This is a genomic window from Mesosutterella multiformis (assembly GCF_003402575.1).
GTDB classification, from domain to species: Bacteria; Pseudomonadota; Gammaproteobacteria; order Burkholderiales; family Burkholderiaceae_F; genus Mesosutterella; species Mesosutterella multiformis.
In genome coordinates, this window is record NZ_BGZJ01000001.1 from 1292529 (window position 1) to 1316404 (window position 23876).

Annotated in this window: 18 protein-coding genes; 9 read left to right on the top strand and 9 right to left on the bottom strand. The window is 56.3% G+C overall.

The annotated features are described in order from the left end of the window. Positions 1-79 precede the first annotated feature (79 nt). Complete coding sequence (locus tag M4NBBH2_RS06040; protein ID WP_116270115.1) at positions 80-3673, top strand: SNF2-related protein; 3594 nt, start codon at positions 80-82, stop codon at positions 3671-3673. A 38-nt stretch (positions 3674-3711) separates the two neighbouring features. Further along, positions 3712-4191 carry a hypothetical protein gene (locus M4NBBH2_RS06045; protein WP_116270116.1) on the top strand — a complete coding sequence of 160 codons (480 nt, stop codon included), beginning with the start codon at positions 3712-3714 and terminating at the stop codon, positions 4189-4191. Between the two features lie 89 nt (positions 4192-4280). On the opposite strand, the gene M4NBBH2_RS06050 is transcribed toward M4NBBH2_RS06045, so the two are convergent. The 8 genes from M4NBBH2_RS06050 to M4NBBH2_RS06085 form a co-directional block, all read right to left on the bottom strand. After that, positions 4281-4598 (bottom strand): HU family DNA-binding protein, encoded by a 318-nt coding sequence (locus M4NBBH2_RS06050; protein ID WP_022443090.1) that lies wholly within the window; start codon positions 4596-4598, stop codon positions 4281-4283. Positions 4599-4941: 343 nt separating this feature from the next. Continuing rightward, on the bottom strand, positions 4942-6000 hold the full coding sequence (locus tag M4NBBH2_RS06055; protein WP_116270117.1) for a tetratricopeptide repeat protein: 1059 nt from the start codon (positions 5998-6000) through the stop codon (positions 4942-4944). Between the two features lie 18 nt (positions 6001-6018). Further along, the gene (locus tag M4NBBH2_RS06060; RefSeq protein WP_116270118.1) at positions 6019-6492 is read right to left on the bottom strand and encodes a hypothetical protein; all 474 of its coding nucleotides are present in this window, start codon (positions 6490-6492) and stop codon (positions 6019-6021) included. Positions 6493-6752: 260 nt separating this feature from the next. After that, positions 6753-7184 carry a type II toxin-antitoxin system HicB family antitoxin gene (locus M4NBBH2_RS06065; RefSeq protein WP_116270119.1) on the bottom strand — a complete coding sequence of 144 codons (432 nt, stop codon included), beginning with the start codon at positions 7182-7184 and terminating at the stop codon, positions 6753-6755. A gap of 122 nt (positions 7185-7306) precedes the next feature. Beyond that, a complete protein-coding gene (locus tag M4NBBH2_RS06070; protein WP_116270120.1) occupies positions 7307-8647 on the bottom strand; it encodes an MmgE/PrpD family protein in 1341 nt (446 codons plus the stop codon). Positions 8648-8711: 64 nt separating this feature from the next. Further along, positions 8712-10109, bottom strand: coding sequence for a C4-dicarboxylate transporter DcuC (dcuC, locus tag M4NBBH2_RS06075; protein ID WP_116270121.1), 1398 nt, complete (start codon positions 10107-10109; stop codon positions 8712-8714). A gap of 127 nt (positions 10110-10236) precedes the next feature. Next, on the bottom strand, positions 10237-11427 hold the full coding sequence (locus M4NBBH2_RS06080) for a mandelate racemase/muconate lactonizing enzyme family protein (protein WP_022442681.1): 1191 nt from the start codon (positions 11425-11427) through the stop codon (positions 10237-10239). A gap of 218 nt (positions 11428-11645) precedes the next feature. After that, positions 11646-12611, bottom strand: coding sequence for an AEC family transporter (locus tag M4NBBH2_RS06085; RefSeq protein ID WP_170135109.1), 966 nt, complete (start codon positions 12609-12611; stop codon positions 11646-11648). A 311-nt stretch (positions 12612-12922) separates the two neighbouring features. Here M4NBBH2_RS06085 and M4NBBH2_RS06090 point away from each other — a divergent pair, with 311 nt between their 5' ends. The 6 genes from M4NBBH2_RS06090 (at position 12923) to fsa (ending at position 22544) form a co-directional block, all read left to right on the top strand. Further along, positions 12923-14818, top strand: coding sequence for an AIPR family protein (locus M4NBBH2_RS06090; RefSeq protein WP_160117765.1), 1896 nt, complete (start codon positions 12923-12925; stop codon positions 14816-14818). Beyond that, entirely contained in the window at positions 14818-15423 is a 606-nt protein-coding gene (locus tag M4NBBH2_RS06095) for a hypothetical protein (protein WP_116270124.1), read from the top strand. The genes M4NBBH2_RS06090 and M4NBBH2_RS06095 overlap by 1 nt, the downstream gene beginning before the upstream one ends. Positions 15424-15540: 117 nt before the next feature. Then, entirely contained in the window at positions 15541-20163 is a 4623-nt protein-coding gene (locus M4NBBH2_RS06100; protein WP_116270125.1) for a PDDEXK-like endonuclease domain-containing protein, read from the top strand. A 15-nt stretch (positions 20164-20178) separates the two neighbouring features. Next, positions 20179-21099: a ketopantoate reductase family protein gene (locus M4NBBH2_RS06105; RefSeq protein WP_116270126.1), complete on the top strand. Its 921-nt coding sequence runs from the start codon at positions 20179-20181 to the stop codon at positions 21097-21099. A 44-nt stretch (positions 21100-21143) separates the two neighbouring features. After that, a complete protein-coding gene (locus M4NBBH2_RS06110; protein WP_116270127.1) occupies positions 21144-21743 on the top strand; it encodes a hypothetical protein in 600 nt (199 codons plus the stop codon). A gap of 153 nt (positions 21744-21896) precedes the next feature. Continuing rightward, positions 21897-22544 carry a fructose-6-phosphate aldolase gene (gene fsa, locus M4NBBH2_RS06115; RefSeq protein ID WP_022442883.1) on the top strand — a complete coding sequence of 216 codons (648 nt, stop codon included), beginning with the start codon at positions 21897-21899 and terminating at the stop codon, positions 22542-22544. A gap of 76 nt (positions 22545-22620) precedes the next feature. Here the strand turns inward: fsa and M4NBBH2_RS06120 are convergent, their stop codons facing one another. Beyond that, positions 22621-23418 carry a mechanosensitive ion channel family protein gene (locus M4NBBH2_RS06120; protein WP_116270128.1) on the bottom strand — a complete coding sequence of 266 codons (798 nt, stop codon included), beginning with the start codon at positions 23416-23418 and terminating at the stop codon, positions 22621-22623. Positions 23419-23564: 146 nt separating this feature from the next. On the opposite strand from M4NBBH2_RS06120, the gene M4NBBH2_RS06125 reads away from it, so the two are divergent. Next, the gene (locus M4NBBH2_RS06125; protein WP_116270129.1) at positions 23565-23876 is read left to right on the top strand and encodes a UxaA family hydrolase; all 312 of its coding nucleotides are present in this window, start codon (positions 23565-23567) and stop codon (positions 23874-23876) included.

Sequence of the window (23876 nt, forward strand, 5' to 3'; positions counted from 1 at the left end):
GAGTAAAATATAGCGATTTCGGCTCCCCCTTATTTTCGAGGGCTGGAGCCTTCTCCGGAATCTGAGAGAGCTTATAAGCATGGCGCGTATTCCTTTTGGAACAACCTGGTGGGGCAAGAAGTGGCTCGATTCACTGACGCTCCTCGACTACGAAAACCGGCTGCCCCGCGGCCGGAGTTACTTTTCGACGGGTCATGTTCTCTCAAGTGAATTCGATCCGAAGGAACTGCTTTTCACAGCGAAGGTTCAGGGCTCGCAGCTGAGACCTTATACCGTGAAAATCCGTTTTCCCCGGGTGGACCGGGAGGCGGCTGCCCGCTTCACGGATCTTGTCGCAAAAGATCCGGAATTTATTTCTTCCCTTGTCGACGACAGGCTGGAGCCCCGCGTCGCGGACGTCGCAGAGGCCGCCGGACTCAGGCTCTTTCCGGAATCCTGGCGCGAATTCGGTCTCACCTGCACCTGCCCGGATTTCGCGGTGCCCTGTAAGCACATTGCGGCAGCCTTCCTTGCCATCGTCCGAGAAATTGATGCCGATCCCCTGAAAGTGCTGAGTTTCCAGGGCTTTGATCTGAAAAAAGCGCTGAAGGAGCGGGGAGTCGATCTGGAGCGGGCCGAGGGCTTTGAGCTTCCGGACGCCCGGTCACTGCTTCGCTGGAAGGCGAAGCCTGAAGAGGCTGTAGCGCCGAAGCAGGGCGGCGCGAAGGATGCGGAAACCGCGTTTTCGGCGGTTCCGCTCTATCTTGTGAAACCGCTCTCCGCCTCTCTTCTGAAGCTGCTGCCGGAAGAAACGGCGCTCTTTCCTGGAGGCCGCGACTGGCTGAAGAAAGTCTGGAACCGGATTTCAAAGCGCGCGTCAAACGCCTGGTCCCTCCGCGGAAGCCATACGAATGTCTGGGATCGCATTGACAAGGGACCTCTTGGATCCTGGGGGCCGGTTGTGCCGAAGGTGCAGATGTTCGACGATTCGCTCGACTTTGTGCGCCCCTATTCTGAAGGCATGACACCCCGGCCGCTCTCTGAAAAGCGGGCCTCCGGATGGCTTTTTGACGCCATGCTGGAGCTGGGAAACGAAGAGGCGAGAAATCATTCTGTCGGGCTCTCCGTCTGGTATCAGCTGATCACCATCGCGTTGGCCCTCATGAAGAACGGCGCTGTGGTGCCGGTGCTCGTGCGTCATCCGGAGGCTGAGAAGCCAGCCTGCACGCTTGTCTGGGAACCGGCTCTCGCGGCGGATTCCGTACGGAGTGTTGTGCTTGAAGGCGCCGCGGCGCTTGAGTCGCTTGGTGTCCGGCTGATCACGCTTCCCGAGAATGAGGAATCAACCCCTGAAGGGCGTTTCCTCGCTATTCTCACGGTTCTCATTACGGCTTTTGCTGATCACATGCAGGCAGTAGACGCGGCAGCCCGCGGGAAGCTTGTCACCGGACTATTCGGTGACCGCTACCGGTGTCTTGAAGAGGGGGCCTGTGATTCTGAAATCCATACGCTGAGCCGTTACCTCCGGCCGCTCTCCTTCTATCAGCTTCCGACCGACTGGGTGCCGGTCGTGGTTGTGAGGAGCCGGAACCGGGAGACGCTCCAGCTGAATCTCGGAATTCTGCCCGCGAAGCATGAGGCCGGAGAAAAACCGATTCTGCTGAAGACGATCCTGACCGATCCTGAGTATGAGCGGGATCGCTATGCGGTGATCGCGGGTTTCCAGATGCTGACGAGCGCCTGCCCCGAGCTCGCTGAAGTCCTGAAGAGTCAGGGGAAACCGTTCTCGATGGTGCCCGAGGATCTGAAGCCGTTCCTCTTTGAGGCCCGCCCGGCTCTTGAGCTGCTCGGAGCGCAGGTGCTGCTGCCGAAGCGGCTGAGAAAGATTTTCCGTCCGCAGCTGACGGCTGAAATATCGGGCACCGTGAAGAGTTCCGCCGGCCGTTTCCTCACGAAGGAGATGCTCGCGGATTTCAGCTGGAAGGTTTCGATCGGAAGCCGGGAGCTGACGGAAGCCGAAGCGCTGCAGCTCTTTGAAAAGAAGGGCGAGATTGTTCAGCTGGATGATGAATATGTGTGGCTTGATCCGGCGGAGATCGAGGCGATTGAAAAACGCCTGAAGCAGAAGCGTAAGCCAGGGTATCTCGAGCGCCTGAGAGGGGCTCTTACCGGTGAAATTGAAGGCGCCGGCGTTCAGGTGTCGGGCGACATCATGGAGAAGCTGCGTGAAATCAGCCGCGAGAAAGAGATTCCGGTGCCGGATGATATCCGGGCGGAGTTGCGCCCGTATCAGAAGCGCGGCTACTCCTGGCTCATGAAGAATTTCCGCCTGGGGCTTGGATCGCTGATTGCGGATGACATGGGACTCGGAAAGACGCTTCAGGTGATCACAGCGCTCGATGAACTGAAGCGCGAAGGCGAACTGAAGACCGGGAAAGTCATTGCGGTCGTGCCCGCGACACTGCTCACAAACTGGGTGCGGGAGATACGGAAGTTTGCCCCGAATCTGACAGCCGAGATTTATCACGGATCGGACCGGAAACTGGGTGACCCGGATAAGCGCCCTGATGTGCTTCTCACGACCTACGGCACGCTGAGACGGGATTCCGAGCAGCTTTCGAAACTCTCGTGGCGCGTCATGGTGATGGATGAAGCCCAGGCCGTGAAGAACACCGGAACCGGTGCCTATGCTGCCGCCTCCTCCTTTCCGGCGGATCGCGTGATCGCTATGACGGGTACACCGGTTGAGAACCGTCTGATGGAGTACTGGTCAATTTTCTCGATTGTGCAGCCAGGGCTTCTCGGCACGGCGTCCGACTTCCGGGAAAATTTCTCGGTTCCTATTGAGAACGAACATGATCCCCGGGCGGCCGAGGCTTTCAGAAAGCTTGTCGCCCCCTTCATGCTTCGCCGTATGAAGACCGATAAAGCGATTATCAGCGATCTGCCCGACTGCATTGTGCAGGATGTTATGACGACGCTGCTCCCCGAGCAGGCGTATCTCTACCAGGAAACTCTCACGAGAAATCTGGATGCGATCAGCCGTGCTGAGGCGAACAGCCGCGATAAGCAGGTGAAGCGCCGGGCGCTGGTTCTCAAGCTCATCACGGAGCTGAAGCAGATCTGCAATTCTCCCTCTCAGTACAACAAACAGTGGTCTGAGACACCGGACAGCGCCAAGGCGGAAACACTTTTTGAACTGCTTGATGAGTGCCGTGAAAACGGAAGAAAAGTTCTCGTCTTTACGCAGTACCGGGAAATGGGAGAACTGCTGCAGGGGTGGATCGCGAAAAAGACCGGTCGGAAACCTGAGTTCCTGCACGGCGGGGTAAGTGTCGCGCGCCGCGCAGTGATGGTGGATGACTTCCAGAATAATCCTGACAGCCATATCCTTCTTGTGTCGCTCAAAGCGGGCGGAACCGGTCTCAATCTCACTGCCGCCTCCGTCGTTATCCATTACGATCTGTGGTGGAACCCTGCGGTGGAAAGCCAGGCAAGTGACCGCGCCTGGCGTATCGGTCAGCAGCGCGATGTGCTGGTGTACCGTTTCGTCACTGAGGGAACGTTTGAAGAACGAATCAACGAAATGCTGACGGAAAAGCGCCGGATAACGGATCTCGCGGTGTCGAGCGGTGAGAACTGGGTGGGCGATATGAGCACGAGCGAACTGCGCGCGCTCTTCAGTCTGTCCTAGCGGATTCAGGCGCTGTCTCCGGGGCAAAGGAGAATCTGATGAAAACGTTGAAGACTGCGGCCGCCTGCGCCGCTCTGATGATGACGCTCGCGGGGGCCTCGGCGCAGGCTTTTGCTGCCGGAACCTCTTCCCAGGCGCTGGGTGAGTGTCTCTACCGGAACGCGACGCCTGACCAGAAAACCCAGCTGATTCAGTGGGCTTATGTGACGATCGGAAAGACCGATGCCGCGAAGAGCGTCCAGGCGATTCCTCAGGCCAAGACCCAGGCGGTGACGCAGAAAATGAAGAGCACGCTGACGACGCTTCTTCTTCATTCCTGCCCGAAGGAAGCGGCTCAGGTGCTTCTCACGGATCCGAAGAATGGCTCCATTGACGCCATGGAAACCGTGACCTCGCTTATGCTGCGGGAAAAGGTCCGCGATCAGGTCGGTAACGTGCTGGATCTTCAGTCCGCGGGCGGTGCGGCGAGCAAGGCAGGTGAACTTCTGAAAGGCGTTGGCTCTTTCTTCGGTAAGTAAAATCCGACATTCGGACCATAAAAAAACAGCCTCCGGAATCACATCCGGGGGCTGTTCAGACGGGAGGACAAGCTCCTCCTCGTACAGAATTACTTGCGGGCCTTCGCCTTGCGGGCAGGAGCCTTCTTCTTCGGTGCGTTGACAGCAGCCTTGAAAGCAGCGCCCGGGATGAACTTCGGCACATTGGTAGCGGCGATCTTGATCGGAGCGCCGGTGCTCGGATTGCGTCCCGTACGGGCGGGGCGGGCCTGGAGCTTAAACGTACCGAAGCCGACCAGCGTCAGCTTTTCATCGGCCTTGACGGTTTCAACAACAGCATCGAGAACGGTCTGCAGAACGCGAGCGGCTTTGGCCTTCGGAAGTTCTTCGGCAGCTGCGATCTTTTCAACGAGCTCTTGACGATTCATAAGCGGTTCTCCTTTAACCGGCAGCTTTGGGCCAATGCCCGGCCGGCTGATTTTTAGAAAAAATACAAAATGAACCAGGGCCGCAGGACGCTCGAGAGATCAACATCGACTTTAAGCTGTCAGCCGAAAGCGGATCGCCTGAAATCAGCGGTTTCCGCCCGGAAAGCGGTCCACACCGAAAAACGCAGGTGTTGAATTGATGTTAGCTGAAAAAACCGCAATTGAACACAGAAAAACCTCAGAAACGCCTGCTAAATAAGGGTTTTAGCTGGAAAAACAGCAAAAAAATGCCCTGCGTCAAAAGTAATCCGGTGTTTGACCGAGAACAATGCCCGCAAACCGCCTAGAAAAGGGCCGCGACAAGCGCTGAGTCTTCCGGATAGCGGGCGGAAAGCTTCTGTGCTTCGCTGCGTTCGGAAGGGGAGGCGACAGCTTCGAGCGCTCCGATCATATCGCGTCCGAGTTCACCGTCTGTCTGCTCCTGAGCCCGAAGGGTCAGTGCGAGAGCTGAGGCGATGTTCTGCTCCACACCGTCTCCGCGCTGCAGTGCGGAGGCAAGAAAGAGAAGGGCATTCGGATTGCCCTGGGAGGCGGAGGCCTTAGCCCAGCTGATCGCCTTTGCGGGGTTCGCCGCGACGCCCCGGCCGATAGCGTAGAGAAGAGCGAGACGGTACTGGGCATCGGGAAGGCCGTCAGAAGCGGCTGCCGTGATCCACCGCACAGCCTCTTTTTCCCGGTTTTCTCCCCGGGATTCTTTTTCATTCGCGTAGAAAAGCCCGAGCTCGAGCTGAGCCGGCGCGTAACCCTGGGATGCCGCGCGGCGAAGCCAGAGCGCAGCCTGTACGGGATCCGGCCGGCAGCCGATTCCGGTTTCATAGCATTTGCCGACTTTGAGCTGTGAAAGCACATGCCCCTGGGCACCGGCGAGGCGGTACCAGGTGAGAGCCCCGTGAGGATCCTCAGGTGTTCCGAAGCCGTGTTCCATCGCAACCCCGAGGTGATACTGAGCGTCGGCGTTTCCTGCCAGAGCTGCTGTATGGAAGAGTTCCACCGCGCGTTCAGGATTGGGATGAACACCCTGACCCCGGGCGTAGAGAAGCCCAAGCAGCGCTTCACTTGCCGCATGATCCCGGGCTGCGGCCTTGCGGAGCCACTTGACGGCTTCGCGGTTCTCCGTGGAAAGAGTATTTCTTGAGACAAGGAGCTTCGCGAGTTCGTACTGCGCCTGAGTGTCGCCGGTTGCGGCGGCACGGGCATAGTCCTCGATCGCTTCGGCTGAGCGCCGGGTCGAAGCACCGGGCGTCCCTTCCAGCAGTTCGAGGACTCCCTGATCGCGCATCAGTTTCTCGCGGCCCGGTGCCGGGAAAAGACTCTGCCCGATTTCCCTTGCTGTTTTTGTCATCCTGCGGCGTCCGCCTTCTCAGTCGGTATACGGAATGATGCCGATCAGCTGCCAGAACATCTTGGCGATGTAGAAGAGCGCGGTCCAGGCGGCGAGACCGAGAACACCGAAGGTAATCGCTTTTGAGGTCGGGACGCTGACGAGGCGCTTGGAGAGTTTTTGAGCCTCGCGGATCCGAATCGCGTGACGGAAGCCGCAGGTTGCGGCCCAGCCGACAAGCAGCACAATGTCTACGATGAAAAGCGTCAGGCCCCAGCCCGGACGGATCGCGGCGATCGGCTGAATGATGGCCGCGATGGCGAGCAGGATCATGCTGAAACGCTCCCAGAGAAAAGCGGCGTCCGCGCCTTCCTTGTCACCGATGTGCCTCAGATCGGTTCCCTGCAGCATGGTGCCGAAAACGGGAGTGAAGATAATGGACAGCCACAATGCGGCCCAAGGGTTCCAAATCTCATTTTCGTGATTCCGTTCCGGGGCGGAATTGGTGGCCATCGGCTTGCTCCTTATAAGAAAACCCCATCATTTTACCTGTCCCAAAGCGGTCTTTCTCATCTAAGGAACGAGAATTTTGTGTCATACCACCTTTAAGAATTAGGTAAAAAGGAGTAGAATGCTTTTCGAAGGGAGCGCTCCGCAACGTGGCTCTCCCCAGATGCATTTTCATCTTGCGGATGATGATGTATTTGCCGGTTCTCCGTTATCGGGGGATAGCAGTACGGAGAATCGGCTGTGATCTTGATTCCCGGAGCCGTTTAACGAGCTCCGGGATTTTTTTCAGAAAGTGAGAAAGCGCCTCCGATGGCCCGGAAAGCGTCTTCAATCGCTTCCATGCTGGCGAGATCCCGATCCAGATCTACGAGTCTCTGAGCCTGCGTCTGGGTGACACCAAGAAGACGGGCGAGATCCGAAAGCCGCCAGCGGTTCTTCAGCATGTAATTCCAGAGAATAATCTTCGCCTGTACACGGACAGGCAGGTAGACAAGGCAGGTGGCGCTCCGGTCTGAGGTGACTGGTATCGGTTCGTGTTTTTTCCGGTAGGTCTGAAGAGCGGAGGCAAGGTTTTCTCTGACGAAGTCAAGCGCCTCAGGGCGTGACGGCTGTACCGTGAAGAAGGCTGGGATATCGGGGCAGGTCGCTTCGACACTGCCGTTCGGGAGATCTCTCAGATTGACTCGATAGTGCATGGCTGGCAGCAGGTTTCAGATTCTGAGTTAAACAGGATTTGCTTATTTTACTTTGCCAGCCAAGGTGAAAAATCAAAAAAGATCCGGCACAGGTGCCGGATCCAAAAGCGAAGTTTCTGATCTCAGGCAACGCTGATCAGCTGAGCAATCGGCGAAACACCTGAAAGTGAATCTGCGGCGAGAAGCAGGTCTGCCGCTTTCTCAGCACCCTCGTCACCCAGCGTTTTCTGCACAGCAGACACAAATTTCTGCCGGATGACGGCGGGATCCGCGGCGTCGTTTGAATTCCAGACTTTTTCCGAGAGAACGGTTCCATCCGAAAGCGTTACTTCGACTTCGGCGACGCGTCTCGGGAAAAGTGACGTAGCTTCAGGATCCTCAGTCACTTCAACCTTTCTGGCAAGCGCGAGCTTTCTTTCATCGGCTCTCGCTTCAGGCGTGAACTGAGACAGGGTGACCGCTCCATCCGTGATTGCCGCGGCAAAGCACCAGGGAAGCGAGAATTTCGCCTCATCCTCCGTGCCATATCGGAATGCGCCGGTCACATCCACAGCGACACGATAGGTTTTCACGCGTACCGAGCGGATGGTATCCGGATCAAGCGGATGCTTTTTCATCAGGCTGAAAAGCGCGTCAAGCGGTGAATTCGTGTGACCGCAGGAGGCATACACCTTAAAGAAAGCCGTATCAGAAACCAGTGTTTCCTCAGACGGATTTTCCAGGTTCTCCGGATGAGGATCCGAGCATGTGGCGGCTACAAACCCCTTCTTCCCGAGAAGTGCAGAGTGTGATCCGGTGAAGCCGGACTGTGCGAGAAGCGCCGCATCGATCCCGTTCTGGCAGGCTTCTGCGATATTGAGGGCTTTGGCGTGGGAGCCAAATGATTCGATGAGACCGCCTGCCATTGTGGCAGCGAGTCCGATCGCGTTATTGGCAGCTTCCTCGTTAAGGCCGAGAATGCTCGCCGCGGTGGCCGCAGCCGCAACTGTGCCGACAGTTCCTGTGGTGTGCCAGGTTTTATAGTGCGAGGGATTCACGGTCCGTCCGAGACGCGCAAAGGTGTCGTAGCCAATGATGACGGCTTTCAGAAAATCAGCCCCTGTCGCGCCGGTTTTTTCTGCCAGTGCGAGGGCCACCGGAATCGTGACTGAACCCGGGTGCCCGATCGCTGTGCGGTGTCCGTCATCGAGCTCACAGACGTGACCTGCCACCCCATTCAGAAAAGCGGCGGATCGGGCGGGAAGGCGGTCATCAAGTCCGATAGCGGTGGATTCCGCCGCGCCGCCGACCGAGCTGAGATACCTGCCGGCGATCACGGTCTGTGGGTAATGGGCGCCGGCGATCGCGCAGCCCGCCCAGTCAAGGATACGGAGTCTAGCGTCCGCCTTGAACTTTTCAGGGATCTTTTCCAGACTGCAGCCCGAAATAAACCGGGCGAGACCGGCCTGAAGCGGTTCTTCCATAATTTCGTCTCCTAAAGAAAAGAGGAGCCGGATTGTTTCCCGGCCCCTCTGTTCAGATTTCGGATCAGTAGAAGATCACGAACGTTGCGATGAGATAGACCACCGTGGTGATAGCGAGCGGTATAGCGTTCCGCTTAACAACACGGAAGGGCGATACGTTCGCGAGTCCAGCCACAGCGACGATTGCGCCGGTCACAGGGGAAATCGTGCGGCCCATGCCGGTCATCGTCTGCAGCGGGAGAAGCATCGTTGCCGTGTGGATTCCGTAGCGGGCGGCGATTTCCGGAATCAGCGGAGCGAACGAGAAGAAAGGCGCGTTTCCGGATCCCATCAGGAAGGAAACGATGCCAATCACGAGCGCCATGGCGAGCACCATCGGGATAGCGCCGAGGCCGACAGACTGTGCCCCATCGATCAGCGTCTTGATGGCGCCGATCGAGATAAGGCCTTTGCCGAAGACCTGGCCCGCGATGATGAGGGAGATCACGACTGTGAGCGCGTTGCCCATGCCCTTGAAGAACTCACGGAGTCCGTCCATGGTGTCCATGACGTTCCGCGTACGGATAACGTCGAAGATCATGGCAACCATCACGGAGAGCACGATCGCGGTCGGGACGCCGACCTTCACGTTGATGCCGTACTGGCCGAGCACCACCGGGTTGAAGAGCAGCAGGATGAAGAGCGGGAGCATCGGAAGGAGAGCGTAGATCTTCGGGATCCGGGCTTCTTCAGAAGCTTTCTTTTCATCCATTTCGAGCGCGGCCATTTCTTCAGCCGTCAGCGGCTCAACGCCTTCCTTTTTATCCCAGTAACGCTGGGCAAAGTACATGGAGATCAGCATCGAGAGCAGCATGAACGGGTAAATGGGCATCTGCCAGTGGAAGAAGTAATCCGCCCATTCGATATTCGCGGTTTTCGCGGTGAGAAGGCAGTTCGCGGAGCCCGGTCCAAGGTCGAAGAATCGGCTTGCTGCGATTGTGCAGACAGCCGTCATCTTCGGGACGCCCGCGCGGATCATGACCGGGTAGAGGGTCACCATCATCATGAGGGCAAGCCCTGCGGCGGACGGGATCGCGAGACCCACGATCTGAGTCACGATGAGCCCCATGCCGGCGAGGACATAGGGAGACTTCACGTACTTCAGGGGACCGCCCACAACGTCATAAAGAGCGCGGCCCGCATGAACGCGGTCCATGTATTTCGCGAAGCCCGCCATGCACATGATGGAGAGACCGAGTTTCGCGAGAGTCGTGGACATGACATTTTCGACGACAAGGAAGATGTCGAAGAAAATGGAACCGGAACTCTTTTTGAGGCCGAGTCCGAGGCCGATATCGCCGAAAGCAGCAATGGCAAGCAGCACCACGCCCGCGACAAGAAGCACTGCCGGGGCGTAAGCGCGCTTGACAATCAGATAGCCGGCCGCGACGGTGACAATGGCAGCTATAGTGAGACCAAGCATAGGGGTACCGTATGTATGGATCAGGGAGTGACCGGCGGATTTACCGCGGGTCTGCTCCTCTTTCAGTTTTTGGGAACCGGGAAGGGAAATTCCCTTCCATCGGTTTGACAGAAGAAAGCCCTGAGACTTACTTCACGGTGACCTTGGGAGACTCGGCGATGCACTCGTCAGTCAGTTCCTGGCCAATGCCGGGCAGATCCGGAATCTGATACTTGCCGTTGACGGGCATGTAGTCATACTTGCAGGTCCGGCGGTTGCCTTCGAGCAGCGCATAGCGGTGCAGTTCGTGGATCGCGAAGTTCGGGATTGCGGCCTCGAGCTGCAGGGACGCGGCCGTCATGATCGGACCGCCGCAGACGTGAATCTGTGCGGTCGTGTCATAGATGTGGCCCATATCGCAGATCTTCTTGCCTTCAGTGAAGCCGCCGCAGGTACCGAGGTCCGGCTGGATCAGATCAATGATGTGATTCTCGAAGAACGGGCGGAATCCCCAGCGCGTGAAGACGCGTTCACCCGCAGCGATAGGAATATTCACGTTGTCGTGCACTTCCTTCAGCTGCATCGGGTTGAGGCTCATTACCGGTTCCTCGTAGGCGGAGATCCGGAATTCCTCGATCATGCGGCCGAACTCGATGGCGGACGTGGTATCCGTCAGGGCGTGAGCCTCAACGATGATGTCAATCTGATCACCGACCGCTTCGCGGATTGCCTTCAGGCGGTCATAGCCCACGCGGAGATCGCGGCCCGCAAAGCAGCCGTAAAGATTGCGGCGCTTCGCATACCCCTCGAGGTCGATTTCGTTCACGTCAACCTTGATGCAGTCATACCCCTGCTCGAGCGCCTTTTCGGCTGCCGCGGCGTACTGAGCGGGAGTGACGAGAATGTCTTTCTTTTCGGCGTTGCCCCAGCCAAACTGCAGCTGCGAGGCATACGTCCGAAGCTCATCGCGGCACTTGCCGCCGAGGAGCTGATAGCAGGGAACGCCGAGAGCCTTGCCCTTGATGTCCCAAAGCGCTACGTCGATTGCCGACATACCGGCAGAAACGACCGTGCCGCCGCCCTGACCCCAGAAGGTTTTCTTCTGGAGCTTGTCCCAAATGAATTCATTCCTCATCGGGTCGAGCCCGATAAGCAGCTTCGCGAAATCCTGAGCCATGCCGAAACCGGCAGATGCGCCTACGCCATAGGCAAGACCGACTTCGCCGAAGCCGGAAATGCCTTCGTCCGTATTGATACGAACGACGACGGGTCGCCACTTGGCAACAGCGGATTGAAGCGGATTCTTAACGTCAATTATGTCCACACTGACGATTTTCATTTATGAATCTCCGATGTATTTGCGGTGGTTTTCTTGATTGAAGGGAGGTGTAGATCAATAATTGAACTTCACCTCAAAGACGCCGGCTTTTTAGTGACTCAGCCGATCAATTGTGATGTATCGCGGATAATAGTAATCCACTTTAGAACTAATTGATAATACCTATTAAGAGATAAAGAACCTCACCTTCCAAGAAAAGAAAGGTGAGGCGTCGGAAACTATTTCACGAAACTCACGAGCACCATGATGACAGGAAGTGTGAAAGTGAGTGCGGCTACCGTTACCCCAACTGTGGCAGAGGCGAAATCAGCCGGTCCGTCATGAAGCTTTGCCAGAACCCCGAGCATCGGGCTTACCGGCATAACGGAGGAGAGAATCAGGATCTGCCGCATCATTGGATCCATAACAAGAAGCTGGGAGATCAGGAACATCACGAGCGGCTTATAGACATTGCAGCCGAAAAGAATGATCCAGGTTTCACGCGGGAGATGTTTGAAGCGGGCAAAACCGATCTGCTGCACCGTGATACCGATAAAAATGAGAGCGAGAGGTGAGCAGATCTGGCCGATCAGCCGTGTGGCGAGCGAAATGGGCTGCGGGATCTTGAGGTCAATCGCTACGCAGAGAACGCCGATCAGAAAACCGATTAGAGGTTTTGTAAAGATCATTTTCAGGCTTTGCCTGGAAAAGAACTTTGGGGCTGGTTTTCCGGTATGCCGAACCCCGTCAAGCTGCACGTTATAGAGCCCAATGGTCCAGACAAATATCACATTTGCGAAGAAGTAGACGAGCAGGTACGGGATGCCCCGGTCTCCGAACATGGCGTAGGTCACCGGAATGCCGACGAAAAGCAAAGAGGAGCCGGAAAATTCAGCGATAAAGGTGCCGTGCCATTCATCTCTCACCAGTCCCGCTTTGCAGATCAGCCAGGACGTGACGATGTAGACCGCGAATGCCATGAAAGGAAGCCCCGAGATGCGGAGCAGTTCCAGCAGCTGCGCGTGAGTGAATTTTGAGGTGATCGAATAGAAGAGAAAGAAAGGGATCGCGAGACCGACAATCTTGGATACGAGTCTCTTTCCCGCTTCGTCATACCAGCCCTTGGCCGATGAATACCAGCCGAGACCCGCTACGCAGACGAGAACAAAAACCGCGGAGAGAGCATGCAAAAACGCGTCAAGCATAAAGAGATACCTCCGGAGCAGGGCTCGGCCTGAGGCCGGACTGGCTCCGGACAATATGCTCATCCGGTAACCTTCCGCATGTAACAGGCTGTAACCAGTAACCTCCGAAGATTCTAATCCTTTGGGAGGATGAGTGATATTTTGTAGTACAGAATAAAAAATACAGAGCGGAAAAACAAGGCAAATTTCCTCTCGGTCCTGGTCTGAAATGTGGAAAGTTTTCTTTTTCTTCCTGTAGGATTACCCTATGAAAGCGCAGTGCCGGGCAATCCGGCACACACCGCGTGAGACACCAGATGGGAGGGCGACGCATGATGGCGGCTGATACCGTGCTGCAGCAGTATTTCACTGAACTTCAGAGCGAAGTGAAGGCCATAGCGGTCAACGCCGATCTGGAAACGGCCTATACGGAATTGGAGGGCGCCTTTACTGAACAGGTCTCGCGGCTGATGTCAGAGATGGGGCTTCTCGCGGCGGAACCTGAGCTCTGCCCTTTCCAGGGCACGGTGAACGGCGCTGTGGCCCGGGTATCGGCCTACGCGGTGTCGGATGACCTTGACCGGATGGATGTCTTTGTGACGCTCTATGAGTCGTCAAGTGAAGTGTTTGAGGTCAAGGCGGATGAAGCGCAGCGGGCGGCATCCCAGTGTCTGCTGTTTCTGAGAGCCTGTGTGGATGGGACGCTGACGAACGAAATCCCTTCAGGCGGCCGGGCAGCCGCTTTTGCTGCACTCGTCGAGTCATGCTGGAAGGGACTCGATCAGATCCGAATCTGGATTGTGACAAACGGTCTTGTGAAGAACGCCCGCTATAAGCCTCAGGAAATTGCCGGGAAGCTTGTCACGCTCGAAGTCGTAGACCTGCTTCGTCTGTCACGCATGGCGCTTGAGGGCGAAAAGGGCGACCCAATCAACGTTGATTTTTCCCGTGAATGCGGAGAGGCGCTTCCCTGCGTTTTTTATTCTGACGAAAAGGCACCGTATGACACGGCGCTCTGCCTGCTCCCAGGCGAAGTGCTCCGTTCTCTTTATGAAAAATACGATGCCCGGCTGCTCGAAGCGAATGTCCGATCCTATCTTTCGATTCAGTCGAAGGTGAATAAGGGAATGTTCACGACGCTCAAGGAGCATCCCGAGGATTTTCTCGCCTTTAATAACGGGATCGTGATTGTGGCTGAGCAGCTGCAGCTTTCGCGGACTTCAATCGGCACAACCGGAATCAAGGTGCTTGCGGGCATCAAAATCGTGAATGGCGGGCAGACTTCGGCGACCCTTTTCTTCGGCAAGCGCCGTGACCGGACTCTCGATCTGTCACATATCCGGATTCCGGCAAAGATTATTGTGCTGAAGCCTGAGATTGGAGACCACGCAGACGCGTTTCTGACGGATATCGCCCGTTTCGCGAATACGCAGAATAATGTCCGGGCCTCGGATCTTTCGTCCTCTTCGCCTTTCCACCTGGGACTTGAGCACCTGGCCAGGACGACCTGGTGCCCCGATGGAGAGCATCAGTGGTTCTATGAGCGCACTACAGGGTCGTACCGCACGATGCTTGCGAAGGAGAGAACGCCGGCCGAAAGAAAGCATAGAAAACAGCTGATTCCACCTTCGAACCGTATTACTAAGCTTGACCTCGCAAAGATCATGAATGCCTGGTTCGGGCGCCCGGAGCTCGTCTGTCTTTCCCCGCAGAAAAATTACGCGCTTTTTATGAAGGCGCTGGATGATCAGGGAGGGGCTGACCAGCTGAAGCTCACCCCCGGGACATGGAAGGATATTGTCGCGGTAGCCGTGATTTTCCGTGAATGTCAGAAGATCGCGAAAAAGGAATTCTCGGGCAGCAGTCTCGTTATCACCGCCTACACGGTCGCTATCGCCTCCCGAAGGCTTGCAGGAAAGCTTCGGCTCAGGAGGCTTTGGGAGCAGCAATCGCTGTCCCCTGAGTTTCTGGCTCAGCTGGAAGCCTGGGCGAAAGAGATTAACGCGACACTCAGACTTTCCTCTTTGGGCAAACCCATTTCTGAATGGGGGCGGGACCCGGAGTGCTGGAAGTTTGTCCAGGAATCGATTGCGCCAGGCTACGCCCCTGGTATCCCCGAACTGGAGGAGCAGAGGAGCGCTCAGACGTCTGAGCAGAGTGTGTCCGGTCCGCTTGCCGCAGAAACGCAGACGGATGTTGCATCCTCCGCGGCCAAGGGAGAGAGCTGATGGAGTGGGTCCGCAGTCTGATCCGGAAAGCGGCTGCGCTTTTCAGCCGCGGCGCTCCGTCTCCCGCTGAAAACACTGCTATACCCGCCGAGGTCCCTGAGAGGGAGAAAGAGACGCTGATACCGGAAACGCGGCAGGCAGAGACTGTGTCTCCCTCCCGGCATTCCGGCAATGAGCTGAAGAGTTTTGAAACGCTTCAGCCCGGTGAACGCCGGGCACCGATTGCCTACAGCCCGGATCCCCTTCCGACTCAGGACAGGAAAAGCAGGATAGCCGCCGTACCAGGCGTTACCTGGGTACCGGACGACTCAGGCAATGTGATTCTTGGCCGTGATGACCGCTTTCGGGAGCAGGAGCGGGAAGTCCAGGAAGCCTTTACCCGGTATAAGGGCAGGTATGGGACTTATGTGCCGGGAAACGATGAGCCTGATGTCTGGGAGGATGATGAGGAGGATGAAGCCGAAGAGGTCAGAGTCCAGACGAAGTCCTCAGTGTCAGGTGATAACAGCGAGCAGATGTCATTCGATTTCGATCGGCCTATGCGGTCCGCACAGTCTTCGAAAAACATCAATGAAGCTGTTTCCCCTGGCCCGCAGCAGCAGTAAGTGCGCCTCTCGGAGAGCCTTTTCTCCGGGCTTTGGCGTCCTGATATGATGTTTCAAACGTAGTTCTCCGGCAGGCTTCCCGCTTCTGGGCAGCCGTTTTCTCTGGGTGGATGGATTATGCAGGAAGTATCGATTGAGAAAAGAGGGCGGCAGGCGGCCCAGGCAAAAGCGCTTTTCGGTTTTGCCCGGGAATTGGGCAGAGTTCGCCGGGAAAACATCATCTGGCTTGATCGCCATCCCTGGTTCCTGAAGTTTTCATCCATTGATCCAAAGCTTCCGGGGGTCAAAAAATGGACACCGGAATCCCGGGAGCCGAATCTGCTGCTGTCAGTTGAGCAGCTCCAGCTTCCGCATTGCCCGGAGCCCCCGGCGCTGCTTCGGGAGGCAGTGGGTGAAGGATGGGAAAAACCGGAGTGGGAACCGGGAAGCGAACTGATTGAACGCGCCGCTTCGGATGAAAAATTCGGGGAGGCCTGGCTCGACTGGGGCGGGGCGAGAAAGGACTGGCTTCTTCACTGGGAGGCCGTTTCAAAGTCTCTTGATCTCTTCCAGATGCTCTATCAGAAGAGCCGCGAGGTGGAGGACAGCAATCTCAGGCTGATTGCCAAGGCGGGATCTATTTCCTTCGCCAGCGACGACGCACACCTCGCCGCACGTCATCCGGTGCTTACGCGCCCGATCCGTTTCCGGCTGATTGTGGATGAGAACCGCGTGACGATCCGGGTAGAGGTGGATCTTTCTGAACCGGCACGGTTTGAGTCAGAACTGCTTTCCGGATTCCAGGACGATGGTTTCAGGCTTGAACTCTGCCAGGCAACGCGTGAGGACGTCGAGAGCACCAATGTGCATCCGTTTGACACGCAGCCCGTGCGGGCTTCTTTCCAAAAACTCGCGGCAACGATTTCTCCTGAAAGCCGCTGGTCTGACAGCGGAAAACCGCCGGAGTTTGATGACCGAGTTCATTTTGGTTTCTATGAGGATCCGGTTTTCTGGATAGAAGAACGCGTTTCCGGCATGGCGGAAGCCTCCGATCGGATCATCCGTGAGATTGATGCGGGTGAAAAGATTCCGCAGCATCTGATCGATCTGGTGAGCGGTGTGGAGGAGCGGGACGATACGGCTCCCGCCAAGCCGTCTGAAACTCTGGAAGACCGTCTGGCAGCCGCGGGCGGGGAAGATGCTTCAATTCTTCTCACGAAGCCTGCTAACCGCGAACAGCTGGAGGTCGCCCGGGAAATCCGTAATCGTGACGCCGTTCTTGTCATGGGACCTCCGGGAACAGGTAAAACCCATACGATCGCGAACCTGATCGGAGATTTCCTTTCCTGCGGAAAGACAGTGCTTATTTCTTCTCAGAAGGAAAAAGCGCTCCGGGTTATCAAATCGATGCTGCCGGCTGAAATGCAGGATCTCTGTATTTCCTTCTCGAGCGAAGAGGATGACGTCCTCGCGACCGTTCAGGCACTGACAGAAAAGCTTTCTCTGGTCAGACCGGAGGAGCTCGAACGGAAGATTGAGGCTGAGACCGCGGCCCGGGACAGAACGTTCAAGGCTCTGCAGGAGTCCCGTTCAAGGCTCTACAGCCGTCTCAACGCTGAGTCTGAAAAGCAGGAAATCGGAGGACGGAGCTGGACGCCAACAGAAATCGGCACGTGGCTCCATGAGAATGAAGCGCTGGAAGCTGTGCTTCCCGGCAGAGATACGCCAACCGGGCCTTTCCCGCTGACCGAGGAGGAACTCCGGACGCTCTACAGCCTTTCGGGTGTTGTGACGCGTGAAGTGGAGACCGAATCGCTTTCCGGCATGCTGGAGACAGATACACTGCCCCAGCCTGAGGAACAGGCGCATCTTGCCGCAGAGGCCTCTGAACTCCGGGATTTTGTCCGTCATTCGACGGTTCGGGTTGAAGCGCGCGGCGGTCAGGGCGGACAGAGAATTTTCCGCTATGTGGCCGGTGACCTCGCGATTGAGGCGCCTGAAAAACCGGGCGGCCCTGTCGCCATGCTGTCTGATTGGCTGGAAAAGGATCGGACTGTCGGCATTCCTGAACCCTGGGTAGCCTCAGCGCGCGCGGCCGGTGCGGCCGGCGGTGCTATCAAAGCCCGTTGGGAAAAACTGCTGGCTGCTGTTCAGGCAGCCTCTGAACTCGCGGAGAAAGAAATCGGGCAGATGGATGAGTTTGCGGTTGAGATCCGTCCGGACGCAGACCGTCCGGCTCTCCGTGAGGCCTTGAACTATTTCCGGGAGAACCGGATTTCCGGTGAGCCTGGGTTTCTTACCAAGCTGACCCAGAAAACGCGTCTTGCGGCCCTTGGCGGATCACTCGTGAATGGACACGTGCCGAGCACGGATCATGATTACGCCTCGGTGCTTCTCAGGCTCGATCTGGAAGAAGCCCGTGCGGCGGCCATGAAGCTCTGGAACGATCTCGTGCAGAAGGAAGGCGGCCCGGCATTTGAGTCTCTTGGAACGGATCACCCCGAGGAGCAGGTGAGGCTGCGTTATGTACCGCGGCTTGAAAAGGCCCTTTCCTGGTGGACCGGCTGGGCTGAGCCGCTGCTCCGTAAGGCGGAAGTGCTGGGAATCAATCCCGCTCTGATCACGGGTGGAACCGGCGTTGGTCCCGTGGAAAGCTGCGGCGCCCTGGCGCGCAGTGTTGAGGAGCTTCTCCGTCCAGCGGCAGCCCTTGATCGGGTCATGGATCGGCTCACCGAACTCCGGGATTATGTCCGCTCTGTCCGGGAAAGCCTGAAACCCGCCATTCAGAAGGGATCAAAACTTGCGGTCAGGCTGTCAGCCGCTCTCGATGAGAGTCCTGAGGCCTATCAGAAGGCCTGGGAAGACCGTGAGACACTCAGGGAACTCAGACCTCAGATTGACGCACGCAGTGAGCTGCTTCAAAGGCTCGCTTCAGGTGCTCCGGCCTGGGCCCGGGCAATTGCTGAGCGCCGCTCAACTTCGTGTCCGAAACACGCAATTGAGGCCTGGGACTGGAAGCTTCTGGATTCCAGCTTTGAGTCTTATCTCTCCACCAGCATGGCGGATGAGCAGAAAAAGGCCGAGGAACTTTCCTCTACGCTGAGGCGTCAGACTGTGACACTCGCTGTGGATCGCGCCTGGCTTGCTTTGTCTGAACGCATGCGGGAGAACCGTGCTCTTATGCAGAAACTGCAGGGCTGGGCACAGATTGCGGCGAGAATTGGCCGCGGGAATGGACGGAATGTTGAAACGCTGCGAGCCCAGGCCCGGGACCTTATGTCCTCCTGCGCGCAGGCGGTTCCTTGCTGGATTATGCCGGCCGAACGGGCTCTTGCCATGTTCGACGGTACCTGGAAGTTTGACGTTATCGTGCTGGATGAAGCGAGCCAGTCTGACATTGTGTCGATGCCGCTTCTCTTCCTCGCCAACCGTGCGGTGATCGCGGGGGATGACAGACAGGTGTCGCCGGCGGCGGTCGGTGTCGGTGACATGGCTGTCAACGCGCTGTCCCGTCAGTACATTGAGGGAAAGATTGCGAACTGGCCGATCTACCAGGCACAGTCTTCTCTCTATGATCTCGCCCGGACCGCTTACGACCCGCTGATGCTCCGTGAGCATTTCAGAAGCGTCCCGCCGATCATCGGCTACTCGAATCAGCTCTCCTATAACGGCCTTATTCTTCCGCTCCGTGATGCGGCTTCTACTAACCTTGTGCCGGCGATTGTCCGCTGCCGGGTGAATGGTGTCCGTGAACAGAACGATGCGAACAAGGCGGAGGCTGAGGCCATTGTTGGAAGGATTAAGGCCTGTATCGGAGAAAAGGCCTACGACGGCAAGACCTTTGGTGTAATCGTCATGCGATCCGGCAAGACAGGAGCTCAGATACAGCTGATCAATGATCTGCTTTATAAGGCACTGGGGCCGGAAGTAATCCAGAGCCGGAGAATTCTCTGCGGCCTTTCCCCTGATTTCCAGGGGGATGAACGCGATGTCATTTTCCTGTCACTCGTCGATTCTCCTGACGGAGACAAACCTTTGCGGCGTGAAGGCGCGGGAAGCGACGACGGTATGAAGAAACGCTGGAACGTTGCCGTGTCGCGCGCCCGGGATCAGATCTGGGCGGTGTACTCCTTTGATCCGGCGACTCAGCTGCAGGAAGGTGATATCCGCAAGACGTTCTTTGACTATCTGTCGGATCTTGAGAAAAACGGATGCCGCGAGGAGGATAGCGGGTTGATTTCTGAGCTTGCCTCTGAAGTGGCTGATGGCCTTGAAGAGAAGGGGTTCACCGTTCACAAGGGGTACCGGATAGGAGCTTTTGACCTCGACCTGGTAGTCGAAGAGAACGGGAAGAAAGTCATCGTTGAATGCGATGGTGACGCAGGAACTCCGATCCCCAATGCGGTTATCGCAAGGATGGAATGCCAGACGATTCTGGAGCGTGCCGGCTGGCAGTTTGTCCGTGTCCGGGGTGGAGCCTGGAGCCGTGACCCGGAGTCGGGACTCTGGTGGCTGATGTCGCAGCTGGCCGAGAAAGGCGTGAGACCCTCTGCTGAAGAAAAGTCACACGAGACCGAAAAACCGGCGGATCTCGTGACTGAGGTTCAGTCCAAGGCGGAGACTTTCACAAAGACACTCCGCGTTGACAGCGATGCGGCGGAAGCAAAGCGCCTGAAGCGCGAACGGATCATTGCTGAACTCCGGAAGCTCGGCGCGGAGGTCGACAGTGAGGTGAAAAAGAGTTCCCGGTTTGCCGGGTAATTCGGGGATGCGGCCATGAAGACTATTGGAAGCGTTGCTATTATCGGGATGGGTGCCCTCGGTATCCTGTACGGACATCTGATCGGCCGGAGAATTGGCTATGAAAACCTTTTCTTTGTCGCTGATGCCGCTCGGGTGCGGCGCTTCAATTCGGTCGGTGTTACCTGCAATGGTGAGAAATGCCCGTTCCGGATGATGGAAGCCAAGGACGCGCCGGCTCCTGATCTGCTGATTTTTGCGACTAAGGCAACCGGTCTGGAAAGCGCGATTGGTCTTGCGAAGCAGTTTGCCGGACCCGATACCATCATCATTTCGCTGCTGAATGGCATTACGAGCGAAGAGATAATTTCGGAAAAGCTCGGCGGCAGACATGTTCTGTATACAGTCGCTCAAGGTATGGATGCCACAAAGATCGGCCCTGATCTGAAGTATTCGCACCCTGGGACGCTTTGTGTGGGACTGCCCGCGGGGGATCAGGAGCGTCTTCCTGATCTGGAAATGCTCTGCGAGCTGCTGACCCGCTGTGACGTGCCCTTTGAGCGGGATCCGGATATTCTTCACCGGATCTGGGCCAAATGGATGCTGAATGTCGGTGTCAATCAGCTCTGCATGGTTGAGGAAGGCGGCTATGCTGTTGTTCAGAAGCCTGGCCCCGCTCGCGATCGGATGATCGGAGCGATGCGGGAAGCTATGCAGATCGCCCTGAAGAGCGGCGTCGCAGTAACAGAGAAAGATCTCAGTTTTTATGTAGGACTGATTGACACTCTGGCTCCTGAAGGTATGCCTTCAATGCGGCAGGATGGTCTCGCTCATCGGCTCTCGGAAGTGGAGTCATTTGCCGGAACTGTGGTGAAGAAAGGGCACGATCTAGGTGTCCCTGTTCCAGTAAATGAATCGCTTTATCGTGAAATCCGGGAGCGTGAGGCCGGATATTAGATTGAAAACAGTCGCCGGAAAGACGGCTGATAAGGATGGTCTGAATGAAGTTTAGTCAGAAAGCGTTCAGGGCTGCGGCAGCGGCACTCTCAGCGCTGCTCCTCGCCGGATGCACAGGGATGCTCTGGCTCAGTTATGTCCAGAACGGGAAAATCAGTTTCGAAGATGGCAGAACTTTCAGAATCGGTGATGCCCTGAATCAGTATCAGTACTGCAAGAAGAATACGGAAAGCTGGACAGTGGAATCCGGGGATGGCGGTCATCGGGTGCTGTTTTCCTGTCATACAACAGGAGAGGATGATCTGGAGACTGAGAGGACACCGGATCCAAGTCTTGTGCTGAATGTGGAATTCCTGATCCCCAGCTGGTCCCTGAAGTACGATGTGTCACGGGTCTGGTATGCAGTTGATCTTGCGGATGGCACGGATCCCGCGGCTCAGGCGGTCATGAAAACAGCGAATCCCCACGAATCTCTCCGGGAGATTGCGCTTGGCCGGGATGTGAGCATTCCGCCAGACGAATTCATGAAGTGGCAGCAGATGGCGGGTGCCTATCTGCTGGGCGGTGGAACACCGAAAGCAGATGGCCCCAAAGCCGAGGACGGAACGCCGCTTCCTCCAGGAGAAGGCTGGGTCAATCTGTAAGGCTTTTAACCAGTCCGGGATGCCCAAGGTCAATAGTCAGGCTGAATCACGCAAAATCCCCTTGTCTTAAGTTGAAACTCCTCTTCAGGATCGGCATTATTTAAGCAATAACGCCTGTCCTCAAGAGGCAGGCGGAAAACAAAGGGGATATGCATGAAGATTTTTATGGACACGGCTAACGTGGATGAGATCCGCGAATTTGCCGATATGGGGATCGTTTACGGTGTAACAACCAATCCCTCTCTGATTGCGAAATCCGGCCGTTCCCAGGCGGATGTGATTCCTGAGATCTGCAGCCTGATTCCAGGGCCGGTATCGGCGGAAGTGATCAGTCTTGACTGCGCGGGCATGCTCGAAGAAGCGCATAAGCTCGTCAAGATCGCTGAGAATGTCGTGATCAAGATTCCTTGCACTGCCGAAGGACTTAAAGCGGTGAAGGTGCTGTCGTCAGAAGGCATCCGTGTGAATGTCACTCTGATCTTCAGCCTTCCTCAGGCTCTTCTTGCGGCCCGTGCGGGTGCAGCTTACGTTTCACCCTTTGTTGGACGGCTTGATGATATCGGTGAAGACGGCGTGCAGCTGGTTGCCGATATTGTGGACGTCTTCCGTAATTTTGATATCAAGACGGAAGTCATTGCGGCAAGCATCCGCTCGCTCGGGCACGTGAACGCGGTGATGCTCGCCGGGTGCGATATTGCGACGATTCCGACAAAGGTGCTTCGGGCGATGCTGGTTCATCCACTGACCGATAAGGGGATTGAGAAATTCCTGGCCGATTACCGCGACAGCCAGAAACGCTGATCAGGATAAGGCAAAAAGAAGCGCAGACGTTCGTAAGAACGGTCTGCGCTTTTTCTTATGGAAAGAGACTTGTGGTTTAAGCCTGAATCACACGAGCCGCAGGGGCCTTGACGTCATTTTCCCCCATAGCCTCGGTGATGTTCTGCGTGAGGTCGAAATAGACGTCCCAATAGTCAGAACTCTTGCACCAGGCGCGGGCCTGGAAGTTCATGCCCTTGTCGTTTCCTCCGGTAAGACGGGCAAACGGCGCCGGATCCTGGAGAACCTTATTGGTTTTCGCAATGGCTTCTAGCATGAGGGACTGAATTTTCTCAGGGGTCTCGTCTTTGGCAACGCTGAAGTCGAGATCGACACGGCGAAGTTTTTCGCTCGAAAGATTGGTGACCGTAGTGTTCATGACCTGCGAATTCGGGATTGTGATTCGCTTGTTGTCAGGGGAAATCAGCGTGGTATAGAAAAGCGTGATATCCCGAACTGTCCCTTCAACGCCGGATGCCTGAACATAATCCCCCACACTGAACGGACGGAAGATCATCAGCATGACACCGCCCGCAATGTTGGAAAGCGCCCCCTGCAGAGCAAGACCGATAGCAAGACCTGCGGATGCAAGTACTGTGATGACGGACGCCATCGGAACACCAAGGATCTGAATCACAATGATCAGCAGAACGACCCAAAGACCAATCTTCAGGAATGAATTGATGTAGCCCTTTGCTGTCTGATCAACATTGTTGAAGTATTTGACCCTGCCTACAGCACCGATGATGAGATTGATGACGATCTTGCCGACAATAAGGCAGATGATCGCGAGTGCGATCTTCTCACCATACGTGACGAGAAGCTCAGAAAAACGTGTTTCAAAAAGATGATCCATTTCGACACCTGTCTGAGGAGTGGTGATAGCAATAGTCTTATCACAAAAAGGCCACGCGGTTATATCACGTTAAGCTGTGTACCCCTAAAGAACTAATAAGCGTAGAGTGCGTTCTAGTTATTCCGAATCAGGAAAGGAACGTTCAGATGCCAAAAGCCTTGCATATACATGCCACTGACAATATTGCGGTTTGCACGTCCGCGGTTCAGCCGGGGGATGAGGTCGAGATTCTTGAGCCGGATGGTTCAAGAGGGGCAGTGAAAGCCGCTGAGGCGATCGCTTTCTGCAACAAAATCGCGCTTCGTGATATTGCCTCTGGAGAAGAGGTACTGAAGTACGGTGAGGTTATCGGCAAAGCCACCGAGGATATCCGTAAAGGATGTCTTGTGAATGATCGGAATATTGCCAGTCAGCCGCGGGCGTATGCAGACGAGTATTTGCTTAAGAAGGAGGCGTGA

Excerpts from the sequence above, each read along its gene's own strand:
- M4NBBH2_RS06095 (WP_116270124.1), top strand. The coding sequence starts at position 14,818 with ATGGAGTGGGTCCGCAGTCTGATCCGGAAAGCGGCTGCGCTTTTCAGC.
- M4NBBH2_RS06040 (WP_116270115.1), top strand. The coding sequence starts at position 80 with ATGGCGCGTATTCCTTTTGGAACAACCTGGTGGGGCAAGAAGTGGCTC.
- M4NBBH2_RS06050 (WP_022443090.1), bottom strand. The coding sequence starts at position 4,598 with ATGAATCGTCAAGAGCTCGTTGAAAAGATCGCAGCTGCCGAAGAACTT.
- M4NBBH2_RS06100 (WP_116270125.1), top strand. The coding sequence starts at position 15,541 with ATGCAGGAAGTATCGATTGAGAAAAGAGGGCGGCAGGCGGCCCAGGCA.
- M4NBBH2_RS06060 (WP_116270118.1), bottom strand. The coding sequence starts at position 6,492 with ATGGCCACCAATTCCGCCCCGGAACGGAATCACGAAAATGAGATTTGG.
- M4NBBH2_RS06080 (WP_022442681.1), bottom strand. The coding sequence starts at position 11,427 with ATGAAAATCGTCAGTGTGGACATAATTGACGTTAAGAATCCGCTTCAA.
- fsa (WP_022442883.1), top strand. The coding sequence starts at position 21,897 with ATGAAGATTTTTATGGACACGGCTAACGTGGATGAGATCCGCGAATTT.
- M4NBBH2_RS06055 (WP_116270117.1), bottom strand. The coding sequence starts at position 6,000 with ATGACAAAAACAGCAAGGGAAATCGGGCAGAGTCTTTTCCCGGCACCG.
- M4NBBH2_RS06085 (WP_170135109.1), bottom strand. The coding sequence starts at position 12,611 with ATGCTTGACGCGTTTTTGCATGCTCTCTCCGCGGTTTTTGTTCTCGTC.
- M4NBBH2_RS06065 (WP_116270119.1), bottom strand. The coding sequence starts at position 7,184 with ATGCACTATCGAGTCAATCTGAGAGATCTCCCGAACGGCAGTGTCGAA.
- M4NBBH2_RS06070 (WP_116270120.1), bottom strand. The coding sequence starts at position 8,647 with ATGGAAGAACCGCTTCAGGCCGGTCTCGCCCGGTTTATTTCGGGCTGC.
- M4NBBH2_RS06110 (WP_116270127.1), top strand. The coding sequence starts at position 21,144 with ATGAAGTTTAGTCAGAAAGCGTTCAGGGCTGCGGCAGCGGCACTCTCA.
- M4NBBH2_RS06120 (WP_116270128.1), bottom strand. The coding sequence starts at position 23,418 with ATGGATCATCTTTTTGAAACACGTTTTTCTGAGCTTCTCGTCACGTAT.
- dcuC (WP_116270121.1), bottom strand. The coding sequence starts at position 10,109 with ATGCTTGGTCTCACTATAGCTGCCATTGTCACCGTCGCGGCCGGCTAT.
- M4NBBH2_RS06125 (WP_116270129.1), top strand. The coding sequence starts at position 23,565 with ATGCCAAAAGCCTTGCATATACATGCCACTGACAATATTGCGGTTTGC.
- M4NBBH2_RS06105 (WP_116270126.1), top strand. The coding sequence starts at position 20,179 with ATGAAGACTATTGGAAGCGTTGCTATTATCGGGATGGGTGCCCTCGGT.
- M4NBBH2_RS06090 (WP_160117765.1), top strand. The coding sequence starts at position 12,923 with ATGATGGCGGCTGATACCGTGCTGCAGCAGTATTTCACTGAACTTCAG.
- M4NBBH2_RS06045 (WP_116270116.1), top strand. The coding sequence starts at position 3,712 with ATGAAAACGTTGAAGACTGCGGCCGCCTGCGCCGCTCTGATGATGACG.